A 20293-nucleotide genomic window follows, 5' to 3' on the forward strand; every position below is an offset into this window, starting at 1 on the left:
CGCGGCACGAAGAAATATGCGCGCCGCGAAAAATATGCGCTTCCCTACAACTCATCAGAAATCAAGGTTCTCGACGTTTAGCGCGTTGTTCTGAATGAACTCACGACGCGGTTCTACGACATCGCCCATCAACTTCGTGAACAGGTCATCGGCTTCTGCCATGTCTTCTACCTTCACCTGCAACAATGTCCGGGCGTCCGGATCAAGTGTCGTCTCCCAAAGCTGATCGGGGTTCATTTCTCCCAGACCTTTGTAGCGTTGCAGGGACAGACCTTTTTCACCTTCGGTCAGGATCGCTTCGAGCAAGTCCATGGGGCCGTGGATCAGCTGTGAGCGGTCCTTGCGGATCAGCGTTGCAGGCAAATCATAGACGTCCTGCAAATGCTCGGTGAATGTGCCTGATTTCCGTGCTTCTCCGCCGCGCAACATCTTGCCGTCCAGGGTGCGCACCTCTTCTACACCGCGCAGAATGCGTGCAAGGCGGATACCATGATCCTGTGTGATCCGGCCCTGCCAGCCGCGTTCGTATTCCAGCGCGATCAGGTTGAGCCGGGTAGCGACCTTGTCGGCGACGTCCTGCAGGTCCTGATCGACGGCACCGGGCACGAAAGCGCCCGCGATCGCCGCCTGTTCAAGAATGTGGCGCGGGTAATGGGTCGGGAATGTTTCTAGGACGCGGCGCATCTGGCGTGCCATTTCGACGACACGGGCCAGATCCTGACCGCTGATTTCTTCGCCGTTGCCTTGCCGAAGCATCGCGCCCTCTATGCCCTGCTGAATAAGGTAATCATCCATGGCGGCCTGATCTTTCAGGTACACCTCGGATCTGCCGCGCGACACTTTGTAAAGCGGTGGCTGCGCGATGTAGAGATGCCCGTTCTCGATCAGCTCCGGCATTTGCCGGAAGAAGAACGTCAGCAACAGGGTGCGGATGTGGGCGCCGTCCACGTCGGCGTCCGTCATGATAACGATCTTATGGTAGCGCAGCTTAGAAAGGTTAAATTCATCGCGTCCAATGCCGGTGCCCAGCGCCATCACCAGATTACCGATCTCCTGAGAGCCGAGCATCCGGTCGAACCGTGCCCGTTCGACGTTGAGGATCTTACCCTTGAGCGGCAGGATCGCCTGTGTCTGGCGGTCGCGGCCCGTTTGGGCCGAACCTCCGGCAGAGTCGCCCTCGACCAAGAAGACTTCGGTTTTCGTAGGATCCTTTTCGGAGCAGTCTTTGAGCTTTCCGGCAAGGAAATTCACGTCCATCGCCGTCTTGCGTCGCGTCAGATCGCGAGCCTTGCGCGCCGCCTCGCGTGCATGGGCAGCCTCGATGATCTTTCCGACAATGATCTTGGCCTCGTTCGGGTTCTCTTCGAACCACTCAGCCAGCTTTTCGTTTACTAGCCCCTCGACAGCCGGACGGACCTCGGAAGAAACAAGTTTATCCTTCGTCTGAGATGAGAATTTCGGATCAGGAACCTTCACGCTAAGCACACAGGTCAACCCTTCGCGGGCATCATCGCCTGTAAACGTAACTTTTTCCTTCTTCGCGATGCCGGAGCTTTGAGCGTAATTGTTGATTGTACGCGTCAACGCGCCGCGAAAGCCCGCCATATGCGTGCCGCCGTCACGCTGTGGTATGTTGTTGGTAAAAGGCAGAACGTTCTCGTGGTAGCTGTCGTTCCACCACATCGCGACTTCCACACCGATGTCGTCCTTCTCACCAACGACAAAGATCGGTTCAGGCATGATCGACGATTTGTGGCGGTCGAGGTACTTCACGAACTCTTTCACACCGCCTTCGTAATACAGCTCGGTTTCCAAGGGCTCGCTGGGCCGCTCGTCGCGCAGAACGATACGGACACCGGAGTTCAGGAAGGCCAATTCGCGCAGGCGCTTCTCCAGCGTCTCAAAGCTGTAATCAAGGTTCGAAAAAGTAGAGGTCGAGGCGAGAAAACGCACCTGGGTACCGGTACGGTCCGTATCGCCCAAGGTTTCGAGATGTTTGGTCGTAAACCCACCCTCGAACCGGGCGACGTGCTCCTTGCCCTCACGCCAGATGCGCAGTTCAAGCCAGTCACTGAGTGCATTGACGACCGATACGCCGACGCCGTGCAGACCGCCCGAGACCTTGTAGGAATTGCTGTCAAATTTGCCGCCCGCGTGCAGCTGCGTCATGATGACTTCCGCTGCAGACACGCCTTCTTCCTCGTGGATACCTACGGGAATACCTCGTCCGTTGTCCGAAACAGAAACAGAGCTGTCATCGTGGATGGTGACTGTCACCCGGTCCGCGTGACCAGCCAATGCCTCGTCGATCCCGTTGTCGACGACTTCATATACCATGTGATGCAGCCCGGAGCCGTCATCGGTGTCTCCGATGTACATACCCGGACGCTTGCGAACCGCTTCCAAGCCCTTGAGAACCTTGATGGAACTAGCGCCGTACTCTTCTGGTATCTGCTCGATGTCGGACATTCGTGTAATCCTGTAATTCTACGCGCTAGATATACTGTTTTAAGGGGGGGTTGTCACGCGCAGCACACAATATTTTGTGGTAGGAGATGCGGTGTTCGTATGGCTTCTCAGTGGGCAGAAAGCACGCTTGAAACCCCCGACACTTCTGTAACGGTAAGAGACTGCGCCCGCGCATCCATTGCCTCGAAAAGCCCGCTTTCGGTCCCTGTCATCCATGCCTGCGCACCAAGCGCCGAAATCTCGTCATAAAGAGCGGCACGGCGGTATGCATCGAGATGTGCCGCGATCTCGTCAAGCAACAACAGCGGGGGCGCGCCAAAGTCGGCCGCCACCGCCCGGGCATTCGCCAGGATCAGGGAAACCAGCAGCGCCTTCTGTTCCCCGGTCGAGCAATCGCGCGCCGGTATTCCCTTTTCCGCGTAAGACCCAATCAGATCGGCGCGGTGGGGACCGATCAGCGTACGTCCCGCCGACATGTCGCGTATGCGATTGTCGGACAAAGCCACGCGCATCGCTTCTACGTTGTCAGGCATGTCACATTCGAGCGCCAAAGTTGCGACAGGAAATGCGGTAGCGGTCATCTCCTGCGCGACAGTCAGCGCCTGCAGCGCCCGCAGCCGGTTGTGGTGGATTGCGATACCCGTTTCGGCAAGACGCGCTTCCAGAGCCGCATACCACGACGGTTCGCGAACCATATCCTTGAGCAAGCGGTTCCGCTCGCGCATCGCCTTCTCATAACTGAGTGAGATATCTGCGTGATCGGGAAGAAAGCTGAGTGTCACCCTGTCCAGGAACCGCCGCCGCCCGTCGGCTCCTTCGATCCAAAGCCGATCCATGGACGGGATCAGCCATAAAACGCGGACAATGCGGCTTAGCGCCGTCTGCGCAACGGGTTTTCCATCGATGCGAACTTGACGCGCCACACCCTGTTCTGAAGTGATGTCAATTTCCGCAACACCGTTTGGGCCATTTATCAATGCGTTGACTTTCCACCCCAATGCTTCGGGGCGGCGCGTCATGTCCTGAGCACTCGCCCGCCGCAGTCCTCGTCCGGGAGACAAAAGTGAAATTGCCTCGAGGATGTTCGTCTTGCCGGCGCCGTTGTTGCCGTGAATCGCGACGGGACGCGCATCTACCGCGATAGCGGACCGCAGATGTGACCGGAAGTGGGAGAGCGTCAGGTTGGAAAGAAATAGATCAGCCATCTACGGGTGCTCGAATTTTTCATAAAATTCGGCCCGGAATTTTAGAAAATTCCGGATGCGTTCACACACGCATCGGCATTACGACGTAGACGGCAGAGGTGTCGTTACCTTCGCGCATCAATGTTGGATCGCCAGATGAGTTGAACAGGAATACCGCATTCTCGCGATCGACTTGGCTTGCGATCTCGAGCAGGTACTTCGCATTGAACCCAATTTCCAGCCGCTCATCCGAATAGGCCACGGCGAGCTCTTCTTCGGCGGCGCCGCTGTCAGGAGCATTAACGGACAGGATCAGCCGGTCCTCGTCAAGTTGCAGTTTCACGGCGCGCGACCGTTCGGACGAAACGGTCGCAACACGGTCAACTGCGCGGGCGAAATCCGCAGCATCGACTTCCAATTTCCGGGTGTTGCCTTGCGGAATGACGCGTGTGTAATCCGGAAAGGTTCCGTCGATCACCTTTGACGTCAGCGTAATTTGCGGCGTGGCAAAGCGGATTTTTGTCTCCGAGACGGATACCGCGATCTGCATTTCGTCATCGTCCAAGAGTTTGCGCATCTCTCCAACGGTTTTTCGCGGCACAATTACGCCGGGCATGTTTGCGGCATCGGCCGGAATGTCGGCGTCGATACGGGCCAATCGGTGACCATCCGTCGCGACGCAGCGCAGCATCTTGCCGCCGTCGCCATCCGCGATATGCATGTAAACGCCGTTGAGGTAGTAACGCGTCTCTTCCGTAGAGATCGCAAATTTCGATTTGTCGAAAAGTCTGCGCAACACCGCGGCATTCGCGGAAAAGTTCGATGTGTACTCTGATGACGCCATGACCGGAAAATCTTCCTTCGGCAGCGTCGCGAGCGAGAAATTCGAGCGCCCGGCCTCGACGGTAAGACGGCCTGCAGCGCTGTCAGAAGTGAGGGACACCAACGCGCCGTCTGGCAATTTGCGCACGATTTCATGCAGCGTCGTTGCGGCCACGGTGGTCGCACCGGCGCGTTCGACTTGTGCAGGCGCCTTGTCCACCACTTCGATATCGAGATCGGTTGCGCGGAACGATACGTCACTGCCTTCCGCCTCGATAAGGACGTTGGCGAGGATCGGAATGGTGTTGCGCCGCTCCACCACGGACTGGGCCTGAGAGACGGCTTTGAGCAACGCCGCGCGTTCAATGCTGAATTTCATATAACTCACTCCAGTTGTCCGGTCCGGGACCGGCACGTTACCCCGTTTAGACCTGATCACAAGAGGGTGCGCGATACAATTGCTTTAGGTGGCCCCGCGAAGGGCCGCTATGTGGCATCGCTGCATCTGTGCGGGCGCTTACGCCTCCAAAGCGCGGCGCAGCAGTTCCAGATCTTCGGCGATCTGACCATCGGTGGCTTTCAGCTCTTCGATGCGTTTGACACCGTGCATGACCGTTGTGTGATCACGTCCTCCGAACCGGCGCCCGATTTCTGGCAAAGAGCGGCTTGTCATATGTTTGCAAAGATACATCGCCACCTGCCGGGGCCGCGCGTAGCTGCGCAGGCGTTTCGGGCCGACCATATCGCTCAAGCGAATGTTGTAGTGATCCGACACCTTGCGCTGAATTTCTTCGACAGTGATCTTGCGCTCCGACGCGCGCAGCACATCGGCAAGGCAGTCCTGCGTCAGCTCCATGTCGATCTTGCGCCCGACGAGAGACGCAAAGGCGAAAAGCCGCGTCAGTGCCCCTTCGAGGACGCGCACGTTGGTGGAGATGCGATGAGCCAGAAATTCCAGCACCCCCTCATCCATCTCAAGTTCGGGATAGGAGGCACGGTGCCCCTCGACCTTGTTCTGCAGAATGCCAAGCCGTAATTCGTAATCGGTCGGGTGCAGATCCACGACCAAGCCGCATTGCAGGCGCGACTTCACGCGCTCTTCAAGGTCCTTGATTTCCTGCGGAGCACGATCTGCGGAGATTATGATCTGCTTGTTTTGGTCGACCAGCGCATTGAACGTGTGAAAAAACTCTTCTTGCGTGCTGTCCTTGCCCGCGATGAACTGGACATCATCGACCATCAAGACATCGACAGAACGAAAGATTTCTTTGAAGTCCATCATCTTGCGATCGCGCAACGCCTGGACGAAACGGTACATGAACTGTTCCGCCGACAGATAGAGCACGTTCAACTCTGGTTTGCGGGCCTGGAGCTCCTGCGCGATGGCATGCATCAGGTGGGTCTTGCCCAGTCCGACGCCGCCGTAAAGGAACAGTGGATTAAACGTGACCGGCCCGCCTTCTGCGACACGGCGTGCTGCGGCATGGGCCAACTCGTTCGGCTTGCCGACGACAAAAGTGTCGAAAGTAAAACGGCTTTCAAGTGGTGCGGTATAGGAGACACCCCCGCTCCTGTTCTTCGAATGCGCCGTCCGCGCTGCGGGTGCGACGGCATCGGTGTGGCGCGTGACAGGAGGCTGTTCCGACCGCGGCTTGTTGGCAACCGAAAAGTTGAGCCTCGACAGTCCGCTGTCGAACGCTTTCATCTCGTGCAGAATCAGATCAGAGAAATTCTGACTGACGTAATTGCCGAAAAACGTGGTCGGGACCGTCAGTGTCGCAATGCCCTGCTCGGACTTCGAGAGGGTCAACGGATCGATCCACGTCGTATAGTTGTTCTGCCCTACGGTTTTCAGAAGACGCTGTTTTACGATGCCCCAGTCGTTCTCGATCATACTTTCACTACCGCCATACATTTGCGCCGCCGCCGCGACAAAACTTGCCTTTGGTCTTCGGGCAAAGCAAAGCCGTTCCGGTCCCATCGGAAAACCAGCTTATGCCCTTCGGACTTTCATAGTGGGGGCGAAGAATGCCATTCAGGTTAAGCTGAACAGGCATGATCGAACGCCACCGTTCGTTAAAGTGCGACAGTGCAAATGTGCTGGCAGCAGCATCCGCAGATTCGTAGGGCATCTCTATCAATGCCGGCAGAAACCCTTCTGATACACCGTTACCTCTAGCAAAATAACGGTCTTAACATCGGGTCTGTCCCCCCGCGATGTGAATCGCTGAACCTAAATAGCAATGCTGTCGCGCGCGGTTCAACCGATCTTAATTCTTGACTCTGAGTTTGCTGAAAAAGAATCTCCGACAGTCCGGGAGGGGGGCGAAAATACAACAAAGGCGCCACCGAGGTGACGCCTTTGCAAAAAGCCAGTGATGGTAGGATCGTTGGATCAGCCGATCGCTTTGACGCGGGCCGCCAGACGGGACATCTTGCGCGATGCGGTGTTCTTGTGGAAAACGCCTTTCGTGACGCCGCGCATCAGCTCGGGCTGAGCTGCGCGCAAGGCGGCTGTCGCGTCGTCCTTGTTGCCGGATTCGATCGCTTCTTCGACTTTGCGCAGGTAGGTGCGGATGCGCGAACGGCGCGCCTTGTTTACGGCGAAACGCTTCTCGTTCTGGCGGGCGCGTTTTTTCGACTGTGGTGTATTTGCCATGAGGATCATCCTGTCTGTTCTATATGTGTCAATGCGTGCAATCGCTCCCGGAGGGAGGACACCTGACAGGTGATTCTAGCCAGAGCGGGCTGCACGCGCATGTATGCCGAGCGCTATAAGGGGTTTTTGGTAGGGTTGTAAAGGTCGGCGTGGCGCGCAGCCGGCGTTACCCCGATTACTTATCTCGGAACTGCGCTTCGCGCTTTTCAAGAAACGCGCCCATGCCTTCGGCCTGATCTTCGGTCGCAAACAGCGCGTGGAACATCCGGCGTTCGAACAAAAGCCCTTCGCGCAGCGGAACCTCGTAGGCACGGTTCACCGCCTCTTTTACGACCATGACCGAAATCATCGATTTCTCAGCGATCTTCTGCGCCGCACCCATGGTCTCTTCCATCAACTTTTTCGCCGGAACAACCCGCGAAACAAGACCGGAGCGTTCCGCCTCTTCGGCATCCATGAAGCGACCCGTCAGGTTCATGTCCATTGCTTTGGACTTGCCGACGATCCGGGTAAGGCGCTGTGTGCCGCCGATGCCGGCGACAACGCCGAGATTGATCTCGGGCTGCCCGAACTTGGCCGTTTCGGAGCAGATAATGAAGTCACACATCATGGCCAATTCGCAGCCCCCCCCCAGCGCATAGCCGTTGACGGCTGCGATGATCGGTTTGCGGATGCGCATGATCTGGTCTGCTTCCGGCGTGAACAGGTCACCCGAAAACGCTTCGACAAAGGACTTCTCCTTCATCATCGCTATGTCTGCACCCGCGGCAAAAGCCTTTTCCGAGCCGGTTATTACGATGCACCGCACCTTTTCGTTTTCCTGGCATCCTTTCAGGCAATCGGCCAATTCCATCATCAACTGATCGTTCAGGGCATTCAGCGCATCGGGCCGATTCAAGGTAATGAGGGCCACGTGATTGTCGACATCGAGAATGATCGTTTCATAAGCCATGTAAGACGGCCCCTAGTTGTTGCACAGACATTCGTGCATATCATGGCGGTGGGACGGTTCAAGCTATCTTTGACATACCGGACAATAGAAAGAGGACCGCCCGGACTGGACGATACGCGCAACTGTACCGGTGCAATCGGGTGTGCGGCACGGGGCTCCCTCCCGCCCGTAGACATCGAATGAATGCTGAAAATACCCAAGTTCGCCATCGGCTTGCCGGAAATCGCGCAAAGACGACCCGCCCGCCGCGATCGCCTCTTGCAGCACGTCGCGGATGATCGGAACCAGCGCCGCGACGCGTCCTGCGGCAATGCGTCCCGCCTTGCGTTTCGGGCTGATCCGTGCCCGAAAAAGCGCCTCGCAGACGTATATATTACCTAAACCGGCGACGATACGCTGGTCGAGAAGTGCGGATTTGACCGGCGTGTTGCGCCCCTTGAAGGCATCGACCAACAAGGATTCGTGAAAATCGTTGCCCAATGGTTCCGGGCCCAACACCGCCAACAGCTTGTGCGTGTCGGCGCCGTCGGTCGGCATCAGATCCATCACGCCAAACCTGCGCGGATCGTTGAAGGTAATGCGCGCGCCATTTGCCATGTGCAACACCACATGATCGTGCTTCTGCGCCGCGGGGTGCGTATGCGCAAACGTACCCAACGGATCGCCGGAGATCAGCATGCGCCCCGACATCCCCAAGTGAATCAACAGCGTTTCGCCAGAGCTCAGATCGGCAAGGATGTATTTCGAACGCCGGCGCAGACGTGCCACCCGCTGCCCGGTCAGCCGCTCCGCCATGTGCAGCGGGAATGGCCACCGCAGATCGGGCCGGTTTATCTCCGCCCGTTCGATCACAACACCCTCCATCACAGGGGCCAGCCCGCGGCGCACGGTTTCGACTTCGGGCAGTTCCGGCATGGTGGCTCCTTTTCGGTGCTGCGGCAAATGGCGGTTTGCACCTGCCTACCTGAGGCTATATCTGCAAAATAACAAGTTCAGGACGCATCCCATGACCGACAAGACCACCCATTTCGGCGCGCAGACGATCCCCGAGGACGAAAAGGCAGGCAAGGTTCGCACGCTGTTCAACGACGTGGCGAATAAATACGACATCATGAACGATGTCATGAGCCTCGGGATCCACCGCATCTGGAAAGAGGCAATGATGGACTGGCTCGCCCCGCGGCCCGGCCAGACACTGCTGGATGTGGCAGGCGGTACCGGCGACGTGGCGTTCAAGTTTCTCAAACGCGCGGGCCACGGACACGCAACGGTCTGCGATTTGACCGAAGGCATGTTGACCGAAGGCCGCAAACGCGCCGAAGCCGAAGCGATGCAAGGCAGCCTTGATTGGGTCGTGGGCGATGCAATGGCATTGCCGTTCGAGAACGACAGCTTTGACGTCTACACGATCAGCTTTGGCATCCGAAACGTCACCCGACCGCAAGAGGCGCTGAACGAAGCGTACCGCGTGCTCAAACCGGGCGGCCGCCTGATGGTGCTGGAATTCAGCCAACTGCCCAATCCGGCGATGCAGAAGGCCTATGACCTTTACAGCTTTAACGTGATTCCCCGCATGGGACAGGCCATCGCGAACGACCGTGACAGCTACCAATACCTTGTTGAATCAATCCGCAATTTTCCCGATCAGGAAACCTTTCTCGACATGGTTCGGGCGGCGGGTTTCGAGCAGGCGAAATACCGCAACCTCTCGATGGGAATCGCCTGTCTGCATTCGGGATGGAAGATTTAGGTGCGCGGCCCGCATAACATCTGGCGGCTGATTCGCACTGGTGCCACGCTCGAGCGCACGGGCGCGATGAACAAGGTGCTGGATGCCTTCGACGCCTCCAAACCGCTACGCGTGGTGGCCCGTGCGTTGGGCTTGCCGTTCAAGTTCCTGGGGTACAAGGGCGATCCGACAATGCCGCCCGCCACCCGTGCGCTCACCGCGCTGGGCCCGGCCTATATCAAGTTCGGCCAGGTCCTTTCGACAAGGCCGGATGTGGTCGGCGACGAAATGGCGCTGCAACTGCGCGTGCTGCAGGACAAACTTCCCCCTTTCGACGTCGCCACCGCCAAGGCGGAAGTCGAGAAAGAGCTGGGTCAGCCGATCGATACGCTCTTTTCGGAGTTCAGCGAACCCGTCGCCGCTGCCTCGATCGCGCAGGTGCACCGTGCGCGCATTGCGGAAACCGGAGAGGAAGTCGCGGTCAAGGTGCTGCGTCCGGGCATCGAAAAGGCGTTCCGCAAGGACGTCGATGCGTTCTATCTGGCGGCCCGCATGGTGGAACTGTTCTCCCCCGGCTCGCGTCGTCTGCGCCCGATGGATGTGATCGAACATTTCGACGGTGTGGTTCGGGGTGAACTGGACCTGCGGCTCGAATCCTCCTCGGCCTCCGAATTCGCGCATAACACCCGCGCCGACGCAGGCTTTGAGTTGCCTGGCATCAAATGGGATTATTCGGCCCGCCGCGTCATGACGATGACATGGGCGGACGGCGTCCCGATGGGCGACAACGCAGCACTTGATGCGGCAGGCCATGACCGCGTGGCCTTGTCAGAGCGTATCCTGCAGCTTTTCCTGCAACACGCCCTGCGCGACGGGTTTTTTCACGGTGACATGCACCAGGGGAATCTCAAGGTTGCCCCGAACGGCAACATCATCGCGCTCGATTTCGGAATCATGGGCCACATCGACGAATATACCCGCCGCGTCTATGCGGAAATTCTCTACGGGTTCATCCGCAAAGATTACAAGCGCGTGGCCGAGGTGCATTTCGAGGCGGGCTATGTGCCCGCCGATAAGGACGTTGATGAATTCGCTCGCGCCCTGCGCGCGGTAGGGGAACCCATCTTCGGCATGGATGCAGACCGTATCTCAATGGCGCGCCTGCTGTCCTATCTTTTCGAGGTGACGGAACGCTTCGGAATGGAAACGCGTACTGAACTGATCCTGCTCCAGCGCACTATGGTCGTGGTGGAGGGTGTCGCCCGCTCGCTCAACCCGCAGATGAACATCTGGCAGGTCGCAGCCCCGATCGTCACCGACTACATCACCAAATCCATCGGTCCCAAGGCGATTGTAGGCGATCTGGCCAAAACCGCGCGTATCCTGTCACGTTTCGGACCGCGTCTTCCCGCTCTGATCGAAGCGGCGCTGATCCGTCAGGGCAATCCGGTCGAACGCCCGCACCGGCCATTCAAGCGGTGGATCGCTGGCGCGGCCCTCGCCGGTGCCGCAGCCGCTGCAGGGCTCATTTTCCTGATAGCGGCATTGACCTGATCCCTATTTTTCTTGGCTGAAAATATCCCCCAGAAGGGGCAGGGCTCGATGCCCTGCCCCTTCTGTACATTCACCGGCTGTTCTACATACGCTCGATGGCCAGCGCGATGCCCTGTCCGCCGCCGATGCACATGGTAATCAGCGCCCGCTTGCCTCCGGTGCGCTCCAATTCGTACAGGGCTTTCACGGTGATGATCGCGCCCGTCGCACCCACGGGATGGCCCAGTGCGATGGCACCGCCATTCGGATTGACTCGGTCTGGATCGAATCCCAACGCTTTCGTCACAGCCAAAGCTTGCGATGCAAACGCCTCGTTGCTCTCGATCACGTCGAAATCCGCAACGCTCATGCCGGTTTTCTCAAGCAGGTTTGTCACTGCAGGAATGGGACCTATGCCCATTACTTCGGGCCGTACACCGGCATGCGCATAGCCGATCACCCGCGCGCGCGGTTTCAGCCCGGCCTTTTCGGCCGCCGATGCACGTGCCAATACCAAAGCCGCCGCCCCGTCATTGATCCCGCTGGCATTGCCCGCCGTGACCGAGCCGTCTTTTTGAAACACCGGCCGCAGTCCGGCGAGTTGTTCCAGCGATGTGGCCTTCGGATGCTCGTCCACCTCGAAGTTGATGGTGTCACGGCCCTTGCGCACGTCCACTGGCACAATCTGGTCGCGGAAATGGCCCGCTTCGATAGCCGCCGCCGCACGTTCCTGACTGCGCAGCGCAAAGGCATCCTGCTCCGCGCGGCTTACATCATGCTCCCCCGCGACGTTCTCGGCGGTCACGCCCATGTGGCCGGTGCCGAACGGACAGTTGAGCGTGCCGAGCAGCATGTCGAGCGAGGCTGCATCACCCATCTTCTGACCCCAGCGCGCGTCCGGCAGGATGTAGGGCGCGCGGCTCATATTTTCGGCGCCGCCGGCGAGCGCAAAATCCGCATCCCCCAGCAACAGCGATTGGGTCGCGGAAACGATGGCCTGTACGCCTGAACCGCACAGGCGATTGACGTTCATTGCGGGCACCTCATCGGGTATGCCTGCCTCGATCGCGGCAACGCGGCTCAGGTACATGTCCCGCGGTTCGGTATTGATCACGTTGCCAAAGACAACGTGGCCAATCTGTCCCGGTTCTACGCCCGCCCGCGCGAGCGCCTCTCGTGCGACAGTTGCGCCAAGCGTTGTCGGTGGCGTTTTCGCCAGTGCGCCGCCAAAGGTGCCGATGGCGGTGCGCACACCGCCCAAAATTACGATATCGTCTGACATTGATGCCCTCCAAGTGTTTGATGCCTCGTTTTATGAAGCGCGGCGGGTCGATTGTCAGCCCCCCCTTGCGGTCGTTTTCCGGCCGCCGAAGCCAATCTCGAAGACTCGCAACCAATCGATGGCGGCCGCGTTGGACCGGTATGATCAAGAAAATGCTCCACAGTCTGGCCTGGAACACCGAACGAATACTGGACGGCTTGCGCGGCCAACGCGACACGCGCCGCATCATCGAGCCGTATATCGGCTATGCCACGCCCGATCATCTGGTGGTTCGGGGCCGTGTGCTGAGTGGGTTGCGCCGGAACAAGCCGGTCCCGACGCAGTCGCGCTGGACGAACTTCAAACAGATGCTGTCGCTTTTCCTGACTGACGAAGTTGCGGCTGTGAAGGTGGCGGCACATGACGTCACTGGACTGACCGACGAGGAAGGGTATTTCACCCTGTTGCTTCCCCGGACCTCTGAACGGGGGTGGAACGACGTGGAAGTCACCATAGAAGGCCGCGCTGGTGCCACGCTTTGTCCTGTTCTCGTGGCTGACGCACAGGCGGATTTCGCAATCGTTTCCGATATCGATGACACGATGCTGAAAACCGGCGCCTACTCACTGGTACGCAACCTCTGGACAACCTTCACTGGCAATGCCGGCACCCGCAGCATTTTCCCCGATGCGGTGGCCTTCCTCCAGGAAGTCTCTCGAAAAGGGCGCAATCCGGTCTATTACGTCAGTTCTTCCCCATGGAACCTCCACCAGTTTCTTCAGAATATCTTTGCGGCGGCGGGTCTGGTGAAAGGTCCGACGTTTCTGCGCGATTTGGGGATCAGTAAAACGCAGTTCATCACCGGCACCCACGGCGATCACAAGGGCAGCAGCATCGACGCGCTGATGAAGGCGAACCCAAAATTGCGCTACGTTCTTGTGGGTGACACCGGGCAACACGATGCCTTCGTCTACCGCGATGCGATCGCACGGCATCCGGGGCGGGTGATGGCAATTGTCCTGCGCGAACCAGGTCCTGGCCCAGATGCGCAGAGTTTGACAGCGTTGGAAGAGATCCGACAATCAGGCGTGCCGGTCCTGCACGGAACCGATTTCTCAGGCTTTGCAAGTCGTGTGAATGATCTGGCGGCTCAGGGGATCAGCGGGATGCGGCCATCGTCGGAAAGTGTCCAGCATGCGCGCCCTTCGAGAACGATTGCCGCAAGCGGATGACCATAGCCAGCGCCGGCATCGATATTGATGCGGTTGGTATAATGTGTCGCCTGTCTCACGGGCGTATGTCCGTGGATAATAAGCTTCGGGTGGGGGTGTGTCGCGGCGTGGAACTGCTTTCGGATCCACAGCAGATCATGTTCCGTCTGTTGAGCCAACGGGACACCCGGTCGAATGCCTGCGTGCGCAAAGAAATGATCATCTGTCTCATACGACAACGGGGCATTTCTTAGAAAATCCACATGTGCCTGAGGCACTGCGGCGCGGGCTTTTTCATGTACCGACAGCTGCCGATCGGTCTGCTTGACCTTCACTCCGTAGGACGCGAGCGTCGTGTCGCCACCAAGCCGGGGATGCAGCCAATAGAGTTCAAGCGCCAGATACGCATCATGTCTTGGGTACTCTTCCATGAACCACGTGAACATCCTGTCGTGGTTGCCTTTCAGGCAGGTCCACGGCCTGCCCGCGTTCTGTCCGGCGATCAGCGTGTCCAGCACCTGGGCGCTGGACGGGCCCCGGTCGACATAGTCTCCGAGAAAAACGATCTGTGCATCCGCGCCACCGTCCCGCTGGATCAGGTCGAGGACACGCAGCAGTTCTTCATGTTGGCCATGTATGTCACCTACGGCATAGAGGGGCTGCGTCATCATCACTCCAAACGAAACAGGCGCGACCCCGAAAAAGAGCCGCACCCGCCTAAATACCTTATCCGACGCAATCAGGCGACATCGAATTCCAGCAGTTTGATCTGATTGAACAGACCGGTGCTGCGCAGCTTCTCAACCACGGGCGCGGGCACAGATTCATCGACGTAAAGCAGCGCGATCGCCTCACCCTTCACATTGGCGCGGCCGAGGGTGAAGTTCGCGATGTTCACGCCATTCTCGCCCATCGTGTGGCCCAATGCACCGATGATGCCCGGCGCATCATCGTTGGTGGTGTACACCATATGCGCGCCGACTTCGGCGTCGATGTTGATACCCTTGATCTGGATAAAGCGGGGCTTGCCGTCCGAAAATACGGTGCCCGCGATCGAGCGTTCACGCTTGTCCGTGACCACGGTTACCTTGATATAGCCGTCGAACGCACCGGACTTGTCCTGGTTCGTGGTGGAGATCTGGATGCCCTTCTCTCTGGCCACGACGGGCGCCGAGACCATGTTCACGTCCGGGTTGGCGCGTTTCATGATACCCGCGACGACGCTACAATTGAGCGCGGCAAGGTTCATTTCGGAAACCACACCGTCATACAGGACGTTGATCGCCTTCATCGGCTCATCGGTCAGCTGTCCGATGAACGACCCGAGGTGCTGCGACAGCTTCAGCCACGGCCCCATGATCTGGGCCTCTTCCGCCGTGACGGACGGCATGTTGAGCGCGTTGCTGACGGCCCCTGTCAGCAGGTAATCGGACATCTGCTCGGCCACTTGCAACGCTACGTTTTCCTGTGCTTCCGTCGTCGCGGCACCCAGGTGCGGTGTGCAGACGACGTTTGGAAGGTTGAACAACGGATTCTCTGTGGCGGGCTCTTGCGCGAACACGTCGAACGCCGCGCCGGCGACATGGCCTGATTTCAACAGATCGGCCAATGCTTCTTCGTCCACCAGACCGCCGCGCGCGCAGTTGATGACCCGCACGCCCTTCTTGGTTTTCTCAAGGTTCTCGCGGCTGAGGATGTTTGCTGTCTGGTCGGTAAACGGAACGTGCAGAGTGATGAAATCCGCGCGCTTGAGAAGATCGTCAAGTTCGACCTTCTCCACACCCATCTTCTGTGCCTTTTCCTCGCCGAGGAAGGGATCATAGGCGACAACCTTCATCTTCAAACCGCGCGCGCGGTCGCAGACGATGCCGCCGATGTTGCCCGCACCGATTACACCCAGCGTCTTGCCTGTCAGCTCGACACCCATGAATTTCGACTTTTCCCATTTGCCCGCATGGGTGGAGACGGAGGCCTCGGGGATCTGACGGGCGACCGCGAACATCATCGCGATGGCGTGTTCCGCTGTCGTGATCATGTTGCCGAAGGGCGTGTTCATCACGATGATGCCCTTCTTGGACGCTGCGTCCTTGTCGATGTTGTCGGTGCCGATACCGGCGCGGCCGATGACCTTGAGGTTGTCGGCGGCGGCGATGATCTTTTCCGTGGCCTTGGTGGCCGAGCGGATTGCAAGACCGTCGTATTTGCCGATCACTTCGAGCAGCTTGTCCTTGTCCTTGCCCAGATCGGGCTGGAAATCGACGTCGATGCCGCGATCCTTGAAAATCTGAACGGCGGCGTCGCTGAGTTTGTCGGAGATGAGTACTTTGGGAGCCATGAGTGTGGTCCTTTAAAATGGGGGAATGTGCCCGTGTACATCCCCGGCCTGCAAATGCGTACAGGCCGGGCGAGTACCGTGGGGTTTATGCGTTGATTTCGGTCTCGAAGGCGTAGGCGAGCCACGGCAACATCGCTTCGATGTCGCGCGTCTCGACTGTGCCACCGCACCAGATGCGCAGACCTGCGGGCGCGTCGCGGTAGGCACCGATGTCCAGCGCGATATCCTCGTCCGCCAGCCGCTTTGCAACCGCCTTGGCAAAGGCGGCACCGTCCGCGATGCGCGTATCGGTAAATTTAAGGCACACGGAGGTGGTCGAGCGGGTCGCGGGTTCGGTGGCGAGGAAGTCGATCCAGTCATGCGTGTCGACAAAGGCGGTGATTGCCGCCGTATTGGCATCGGCGCGCGCGATCAGGCCCTTGAGACCGCCTACGGATTTTGCCCAGTCGAGCGCGAAAAGGTAGTCTTCGACGCATAGCATCGAGGGGGTGTTGATCGTCTCGCCCTTGAAGATTCCTTCGATCAGCTTGCCGCCTTTGGTGAGACGGAATATCTTTGGCAGGGGCCAGGCGGGGGTATAGCTTTCGAGCCGCTCGACGGCGCGGGGGCTGAGGATCAACATGCCGTGCGCCGCTTCGCCGCCCAGCACCTTTTGCCAGCTGAACGTGGTCACATCCAGCTTGTCCCACGGCAGATCCATCGCAAACGCGGCGGAGGTCGCATCGCACAGGGTCAGCCCCTTGCGGTCCGCCGGAATCATGTCGCCGTTGGGCATCCGCACGCCCGAGGTCGTGCCGTTCCAGGTAAAGCACACATCGTTGTCGTAGTTCAGCGCGGCCATATCCACGATCTCGCCGTAGTCGGCTGTGTGGGTGGTCGCCTCGATCTTGAGTTGCTTCACCACATCTGTGACCCAGCCCGCACCGAAGCTTTCCCATGCGACCACCTCGACGGGGCGTTCGCCCAACAGGGACCACATCGCCATCTCGTAGGCACCTGTGTCCGACGCGGGAACAATGCCGATCCTGTAGTCGGCAGGCACGCCAAGAACCTCACGCGTGGTCTCGATTGCCTCAAGCAGCTTTGCCTTGCCGGGCGCGGCACGGTGGCTGCGCCCCAGCGGCGCGCCGGAGAGCTTTTCAAGTGCGAATGTAGGGGGCTTGGCGCAAGGGCCGGACGAGAAACGCGGATTTGCCGGCCGCGTTGACGGTTGAGTGGTAGCCATTGATGCTATCCTTTCAGATATATGCCCTTCGTTGGGGAAGGGTGTCCCGCGTTGACGCTTACGGCGCGGCTGGCTCTGGCACAAGCCGGTATTCAACGTTAGAACGCCGTTTGATCGTCCTTTTGCGACGCCTCTGACGCTGATCGGAAACTTGACCATGTATACAGCCGTGCTTTTGACATCTCCGCTGAACCCCGCTCTGGATCCCGCTCTTGTCGAGTCCTTGCGTAATGCCTGGGGCGGTGGCGATGCGGTCTGGCTCTGTCCGGACGAGGCGGCTGAGTTCGCGCTGAGCGCAGTGCCCCAGAATCTTTGGGAGGTCTGGGAAAGCTGCAAGGCGATGGGTGTCGATCTGGTAGTGGTACCGACGGCGGGACGTCGCAAGCGGATGTTGCTGGCCGATATGGACAGCACCATGATCGAGCAGGAATGCATCGACGAATTGGCGGAGGAGGCAGGCGTGGGTGCGCACGTGAAGGATATCACCGCGCGGGCGATGAATGGCGAGCTTGATTTCGATGGCGCGTTGCGCGCGCGGGTGGCGCTGCTCGAGGGGTTGCCGGAAAGCGTTATCGGCAAGGTTCTGAGCGCGCGGATCACACCGATGCCGGGTGGCGCCACGCTTGTTGCGACGATGAAGGCGCACGGTGCGCATGCAGCGTTGGTTTCTGGTGGGTTCACGGCGTTCACCGCGCACGTTGCGGCAGAGCTGGGGTTCGACGAGAACCGCGCGAACACCCTCGTGGCGGTGAACGGCTTTCTGACCGGAGAGGTGGCTGTGCCTATCCTTGGGAAACAGGCGAAAGTGGACGCCCTTGAAGTGATTACTGCGCGGCTGGGCATCTCCGAGGCGGACGTGATTGCCGTGGGCGACGGGGCCAACGATCTGGGCATGTTGACGCGCGCCGGGTTGGGGGTTGCGTTGCATGCCAAGCCCTCGGTTGCAGCGGCCTGCGATGTCCGGATAAACCACGGTGATTTGACGGCGCTGTTGTATGTTCAGGGCTATTCGAAATCTGATTTTGCGGCGTGAGGTGGCCGGGGTCGTGGGGGGCGCTGCCCCCTTGGCCTTTCAGGCCAATTCACCCGGGATATTGTTAGCCAAAAGAAATATCAGAGCAAACCGGCGGCGGGTTTCAATACGCCGGTCTGGATGCCGCGCCAGTTCTCGATGGGGGCATTGATCCGTTTGAGGGTTGCGGGGTGGTTTGCATCAAGGATGCCCAGCCGGACGAGCAGGGCTGCGATGGCGGCCTCGGCGGCGCGGGTGGTGCCGCAGGTGGCCTTGAGGGCAATGCCAAGACCTTTTTCCGGAAGAATGGCGATATAGAACCCTTCGGCGCCGGTTTTCAGTGCGGCTTTGCCGTCGGTTGCGCGCATCAGTTCCGTACAGGCGCGTCCTTCGCCGGCCACGAGGTCTGGATGGAGGCGCATGGCCTGGTGCAGCCGTGCTTGGGGGCTGCCGTCGGCGGCGCCTGCAAAACGGGCCATTGCGCGGGCGATGCCGTGCAGGGTCGCTGCGGGGTTGGGAGCGGAGCAACCGTCGATGCCGTAGCCGGGGCTGGTCTCGCCGGTAATTTCTTCGAAAGCTGCGAGGCAGGCTTTTTGCACCGGATGATCCGGGTCGACATATTCAGGGCCTGCACCGAGATGTCGCGCGAGGGTGAGAAAGCCTGCATGTTTGCCCGAACAGTTGTTGTGGATCTGGCAGGAGCTATCGCCCGCACGGATCTGCGCTTCGAGAAGGGTGCGGTCGCGGGTTTCCTGCACGCCACAGCGGAAAGCGTCGTCGCGCAGCCCAAGATCCTTCATCCAGACGCCGACCTTGGTCACATGGATTGGCGCGCCTTCGTGGGAGGCGCAGGCCACTGCCAGCTGTTCGGTTGTCAGGCCGAACGCGTCTGCCGCGCCCGATTGCAGCAATGGCAGTGCCTGCAGCATCTTTGACGACGAGCGCGGCAGCACGATTGCGTCCGGGTCGCCCCAAGCATCGACGATCTGACCGCTGGTGTCGCAGATGACGGCATGACCCGTATGAACGCTTTCGAGAAATGGACCACGCCAGATCTCTGCAAAGGGGGCGGGGGCGGTCATGGGCTTTCCTTTCGGTTGATGGTTTGGGCAAAAACATGCCAATCAGGCTTTTGTCCCTCGCGTATTTCGCGCTATGGTGTTTGTTGTCGAAAAGAACGCAAGCCGATATCGCAGAATGGCCCGGAAAAGCGGTCACGCTTTTGGTTTGCAAGATGTGTTGAGGCAACAAAGACGGCTGGAGAAGTGGACTGATGGGACTTTTGAAAACAGGGTTGGGCGCGATCGCACTGGCAGGTCTGGTCGCAGGCGGCGCTTTTGCGCAGGACCAGAGCACCAATCGCGTCGCTGCAAAAACCGACTGGAGCGTGTTCGTCGAGGACAATCCCACAGAGTGCTGGGGCGTATCGACACCCAAGGAGTCCGTGAATTCGCGCGATGGGCGCGTGGTGGCCGTGAATCGGGGGCAGACATTGCTGATGGTGTTTTTCCGTCCGAGCGCCGGGGCAAACGGGCAGGTTGCCTTTACCGGTGGATATCCGTTTGCCAGCGGATCCACCGTGTCGTTGGAAATTTCCGGAGAAGCCTATGAGCTATTCACAGATGGAGAATGGGCGTGGCCCGCGACCACCGATGACGACTCGAAGATTATCGCCGCGATGAAACGTGGTGCCGATGCCAAAGCGACCGGCCGGTCCGGGCGCGGGACAAAGACCGAGGATACTTTCTCGCTTCTCGGCTTTACCGCTGCCATCGAGGACGCCGAGAAACGCTGCGGAAGCTGAGCACTCGCAGTAAGGTTTTCCACAGCCCTGCCTGCGAAGGCGGGGTTGTTTTCATTTTTAGTGCAACCACTGTATAGCGGGCGCAACTTGTCCAAAG

General features: G+C 59.2%; 17 protein-coding genes. 5 read left to right on the plus strand and 12 right to left on the minus strand.

Annotated features, from left to right (window positions below):
- Nucleotides 1–54: 54 nt before the first annotated feature.
- The 7 genes from gyrB to mutM all read right to left on the minus strand — a co-directional run bounded on the left by gyrB (nucleotide 55) and on the right by mutM (nucleotide 9001).
- Nucleotides 55–2469: a DNA topoisomerase (ATP-hydrolyzing) subunit B gene (gene gyrB, locus Q1A06_RS10255; RefSeq protein ID WP_299562598.1), complete on the minus strand. Its 2415-nt coding sequence runs from the start codon at nucleotides 2467–2469 to the stop codon at nucleotides 55–57.
- A gap of 107 nt (nucleotides 2470–2576) precedes the next feature.
- A complete protein-coding gene (gene recF / locus Q1A06_RS10260) occupies nucleotides 2577–3674 on the minus strand; it encodes a DNA replication/repair protein RecF (RefSeq protein WP_299562601.1) in 1098 nt (365 codons plus the stop codon).
- Nucleotides 3675–3735: 61 nt separating this feature from the next.
- Nucleotides 3736–4854, minus strand: a complete 1119-nt coding sequence (gene dnaN, locus Q1A06_RS10265) for a DNA polymerase III subunit beta (protein WP_299562604.1) — start codon at nucleotides 4852–4854, stop codon at nucleotides 3736–3738.
- A gap of 138 nt (nucleotides 4855–4992) precedes the next feature.
- Nucleotides 4993–6369, minus strand: coding sequence for a chromosomal replication initiator protein DnaA (dnaA, locus tag Q1A06_RS10270; RefSeq protein WP_299562607.1), 1377 nt, complete (start codon nucleotides 6367–6369; stop codon nucleotides 4993–4995).
- Between the two features lie 501 nt (nucleotides 6370–6870).
- The gene (rpsT, locus tag Q1A06_RS10275; RefSeq protein ID WP_299562610.1) at nucleotides 6871–7134 is read right to left on the minus strand and encodes a 30S ribosomal protein S20; all 264 of its coding nucleotides are present in this window, start codon (nucleotides 7132–7134) and stop codon (nucleotides 6871–6873) included.
- A gap of 175 nt (nucleotides 7135–7309) precedes the next feature.
- Nucleotides 7310–8086: an enoyl-CoA hydratase gene (locus Q1A06_RS10280; RefSeq protein ID WP_299562613.1), complete on the minus strand. Its 777-nt coding sequence runs from the start codon at nucleotides 8084–8086 to the stop codon at nucleotides 7310–7312.
- A gap of 63 nt (nucleotides 8087–8149) precedes the next feature.
- Complete coding sequence (mutM, locus tag Q1A06_RS10285; RefSeq protein ID WP_299562616.1) at nucleotides 8150–9001, minus strand: bifunctional DNA-formamidopyrimidine glycosylase/DNA-(apurinic or apyrimidinic site) lyase; 852 nt, start codon at nucleotides 8999–9001, stop codon at nucleotides 8150–8152.
- A 91-nt stretch (nucleotides 9002–9092) separates the two neighbouring features.
- On the opposite strand from mutM, the gene ubiE reads away from it, so the two are divergent.
- Both ubiE and ubiB read left to right on the plus strand, forming a co-directional pair.
- Nucleotides 9093–9836: a bifunctional demethylmenaquinone methyltransferase/2-methoxy-6-polyprenyl-1,4-benzoquinol methylase UbiE gene (gene ubiE, locus Q1A06_RS10290; RefSeq protein ID WP_299562619.1), complete on the plus strand. Its 744-nt coding sequence runs from the start codon at nucleotides 9093–9095 to the stop codon at nucleotides 9834–9836.
- Entirely contained in the window at nucleotides 9837–11369 is a 1533-nt protein-coding gene (gene ubiB / locus Q1A06_RS10295; RefSeq protein WP_299562622.1) for a 2-polyprenylphenol 6-hydroxylase, read from the plus strand.
- Between the two features lie 82 nt (nucleotides 11370–11451).
- On the opposite strand, the gene Q1A06_RS10300 is transcribed toward ubiB, so the two are convergent.
- Nucleotides 11452–12630: an acetyl-CoA C-acyltransferase family protein gene (locus Q1A06_RS10300; protein ID WP_299562625.1), complete on the minus strand. Its 1179-nt coding sequence runs from the start codon at nucleotides 12628–12630 to the stop codon at nucleotides 11452–11454.
- Nucleotides 12631–12770: 140 nt separating this feature from the next.
- Here Q1A06_RS10300 and Q1A06_RS10305 point away from each other — a divergent pair, with 140 nt between their 5' ends.
- Entirely contained in the window at nucleotides 12771–13841 is a 1071-nt protein-coding gene (locus tag Q1A06_RS10305; protein ID WP_299562628.1) for a phosphatase domain-containing protein, read from the plus strand.
- Here Q1A06_RS10305 and Q1A06_RS10310 read toward each other — a convergent pair.
- From Q1A06_RS10310 to Q1A06_RS10320, 3 genes are all read right to left on the minus strand, one after another.
- Nucleotides 13760–14491, minus strand: a complete 732-nt coding sequence (locus tag Q1A06_RS10310; protein ID WP_366523516.1) for a metallophosphoesterase family protein — start codon at nucleotides 14489–14491, stop codon at nucleotides 13760–13762. The genes Q1A06_RS10305 and Q1A06_RS10310 overlap by 82 nt on opposite strands.
- 68 nt (nucleotides 14492–14559) lie before the next feature.
- On the minus strand, nucleotides 14560–16155 hold the full coding sequence (gene serA / locus Q1A06_RS10315) for a phosphoglycerate dehydrogenase (RefSeq protein ID WP_299562631.1): 1596 nt from the start codon (nucleotides 16153–16155) through the stop codon (nucleotides 14560–14562).
- Between the two features lie 85 nt (nucleotides 16156–16240).
- Nucleotides 16241–17380 (minus strand): phosphoserine transaminase, encoded by a 1140-nt coding sequence (locus tag Q1A06_RS10320; RefSeq protein WP_299562634.1) that lies wholly within the window; start codon nucleotides 17378–17380, stop codon nucleotides 16241–16243.
- A gap of 157 nt (nucleotides 17381–17537) precedes the next feature.
- On the opposite strand from Q1A06_RS10320, the gene serB reads away from it, so the two are divergent.
- Nucleotides 17538–18413 (plus strand): phosphoserine phosphatase SerB, encoded by an 876-nt coding sequence (gene serB / locus Q1A06_RS10325; protein WP_299562637.1) that lies wholly within the window; start codon nucleotides 17538–17540, stop codon nucleotides 18411–18413.
- Between the two features lie 80 nt (nucleotides 18414–18493).
- Here the strand turns inward: serB and Q1A06_RS10330 are convergent, their stop codons facing one another.
- Nucleotides 18494–19474 (minus strand): asparaginase, encoded by a 981-nt coding sequence (locus tag Q1A06_RS10330; protein ID WP_299562640.1) that lies wholly within the window; start codon nucleotides 19472–19474, stop codon nucleotides 18494–18496.
- A 191-nt stretch (nucleotides 19475–19665) separates the two neighbouring features.
- On the opposite strand from Q1A06_RS10330, the gene Q1A06_RS10335 reads away from it, so the two are divergent.
- Entirely contained in the window at nucleotides 19666–20196 is a 531-nt protein-coding gene (locus Q1A06_RS10335; protein WP_299562642.1) for an invasion associated locus B family protein, read from the plus strand.
- Nucleotides 20197–20293: the final 97 nt, after the last annotated feature.

Source organism: uncultured Sulfitobacter sp. (genome assembly GCF_947497275.1).
Lineage (GTDB): Bacteria > Pseudomonadota > Alphaproteobacteria > Rhodobacterales > Rhodobacteraceae > Sulfitobacter.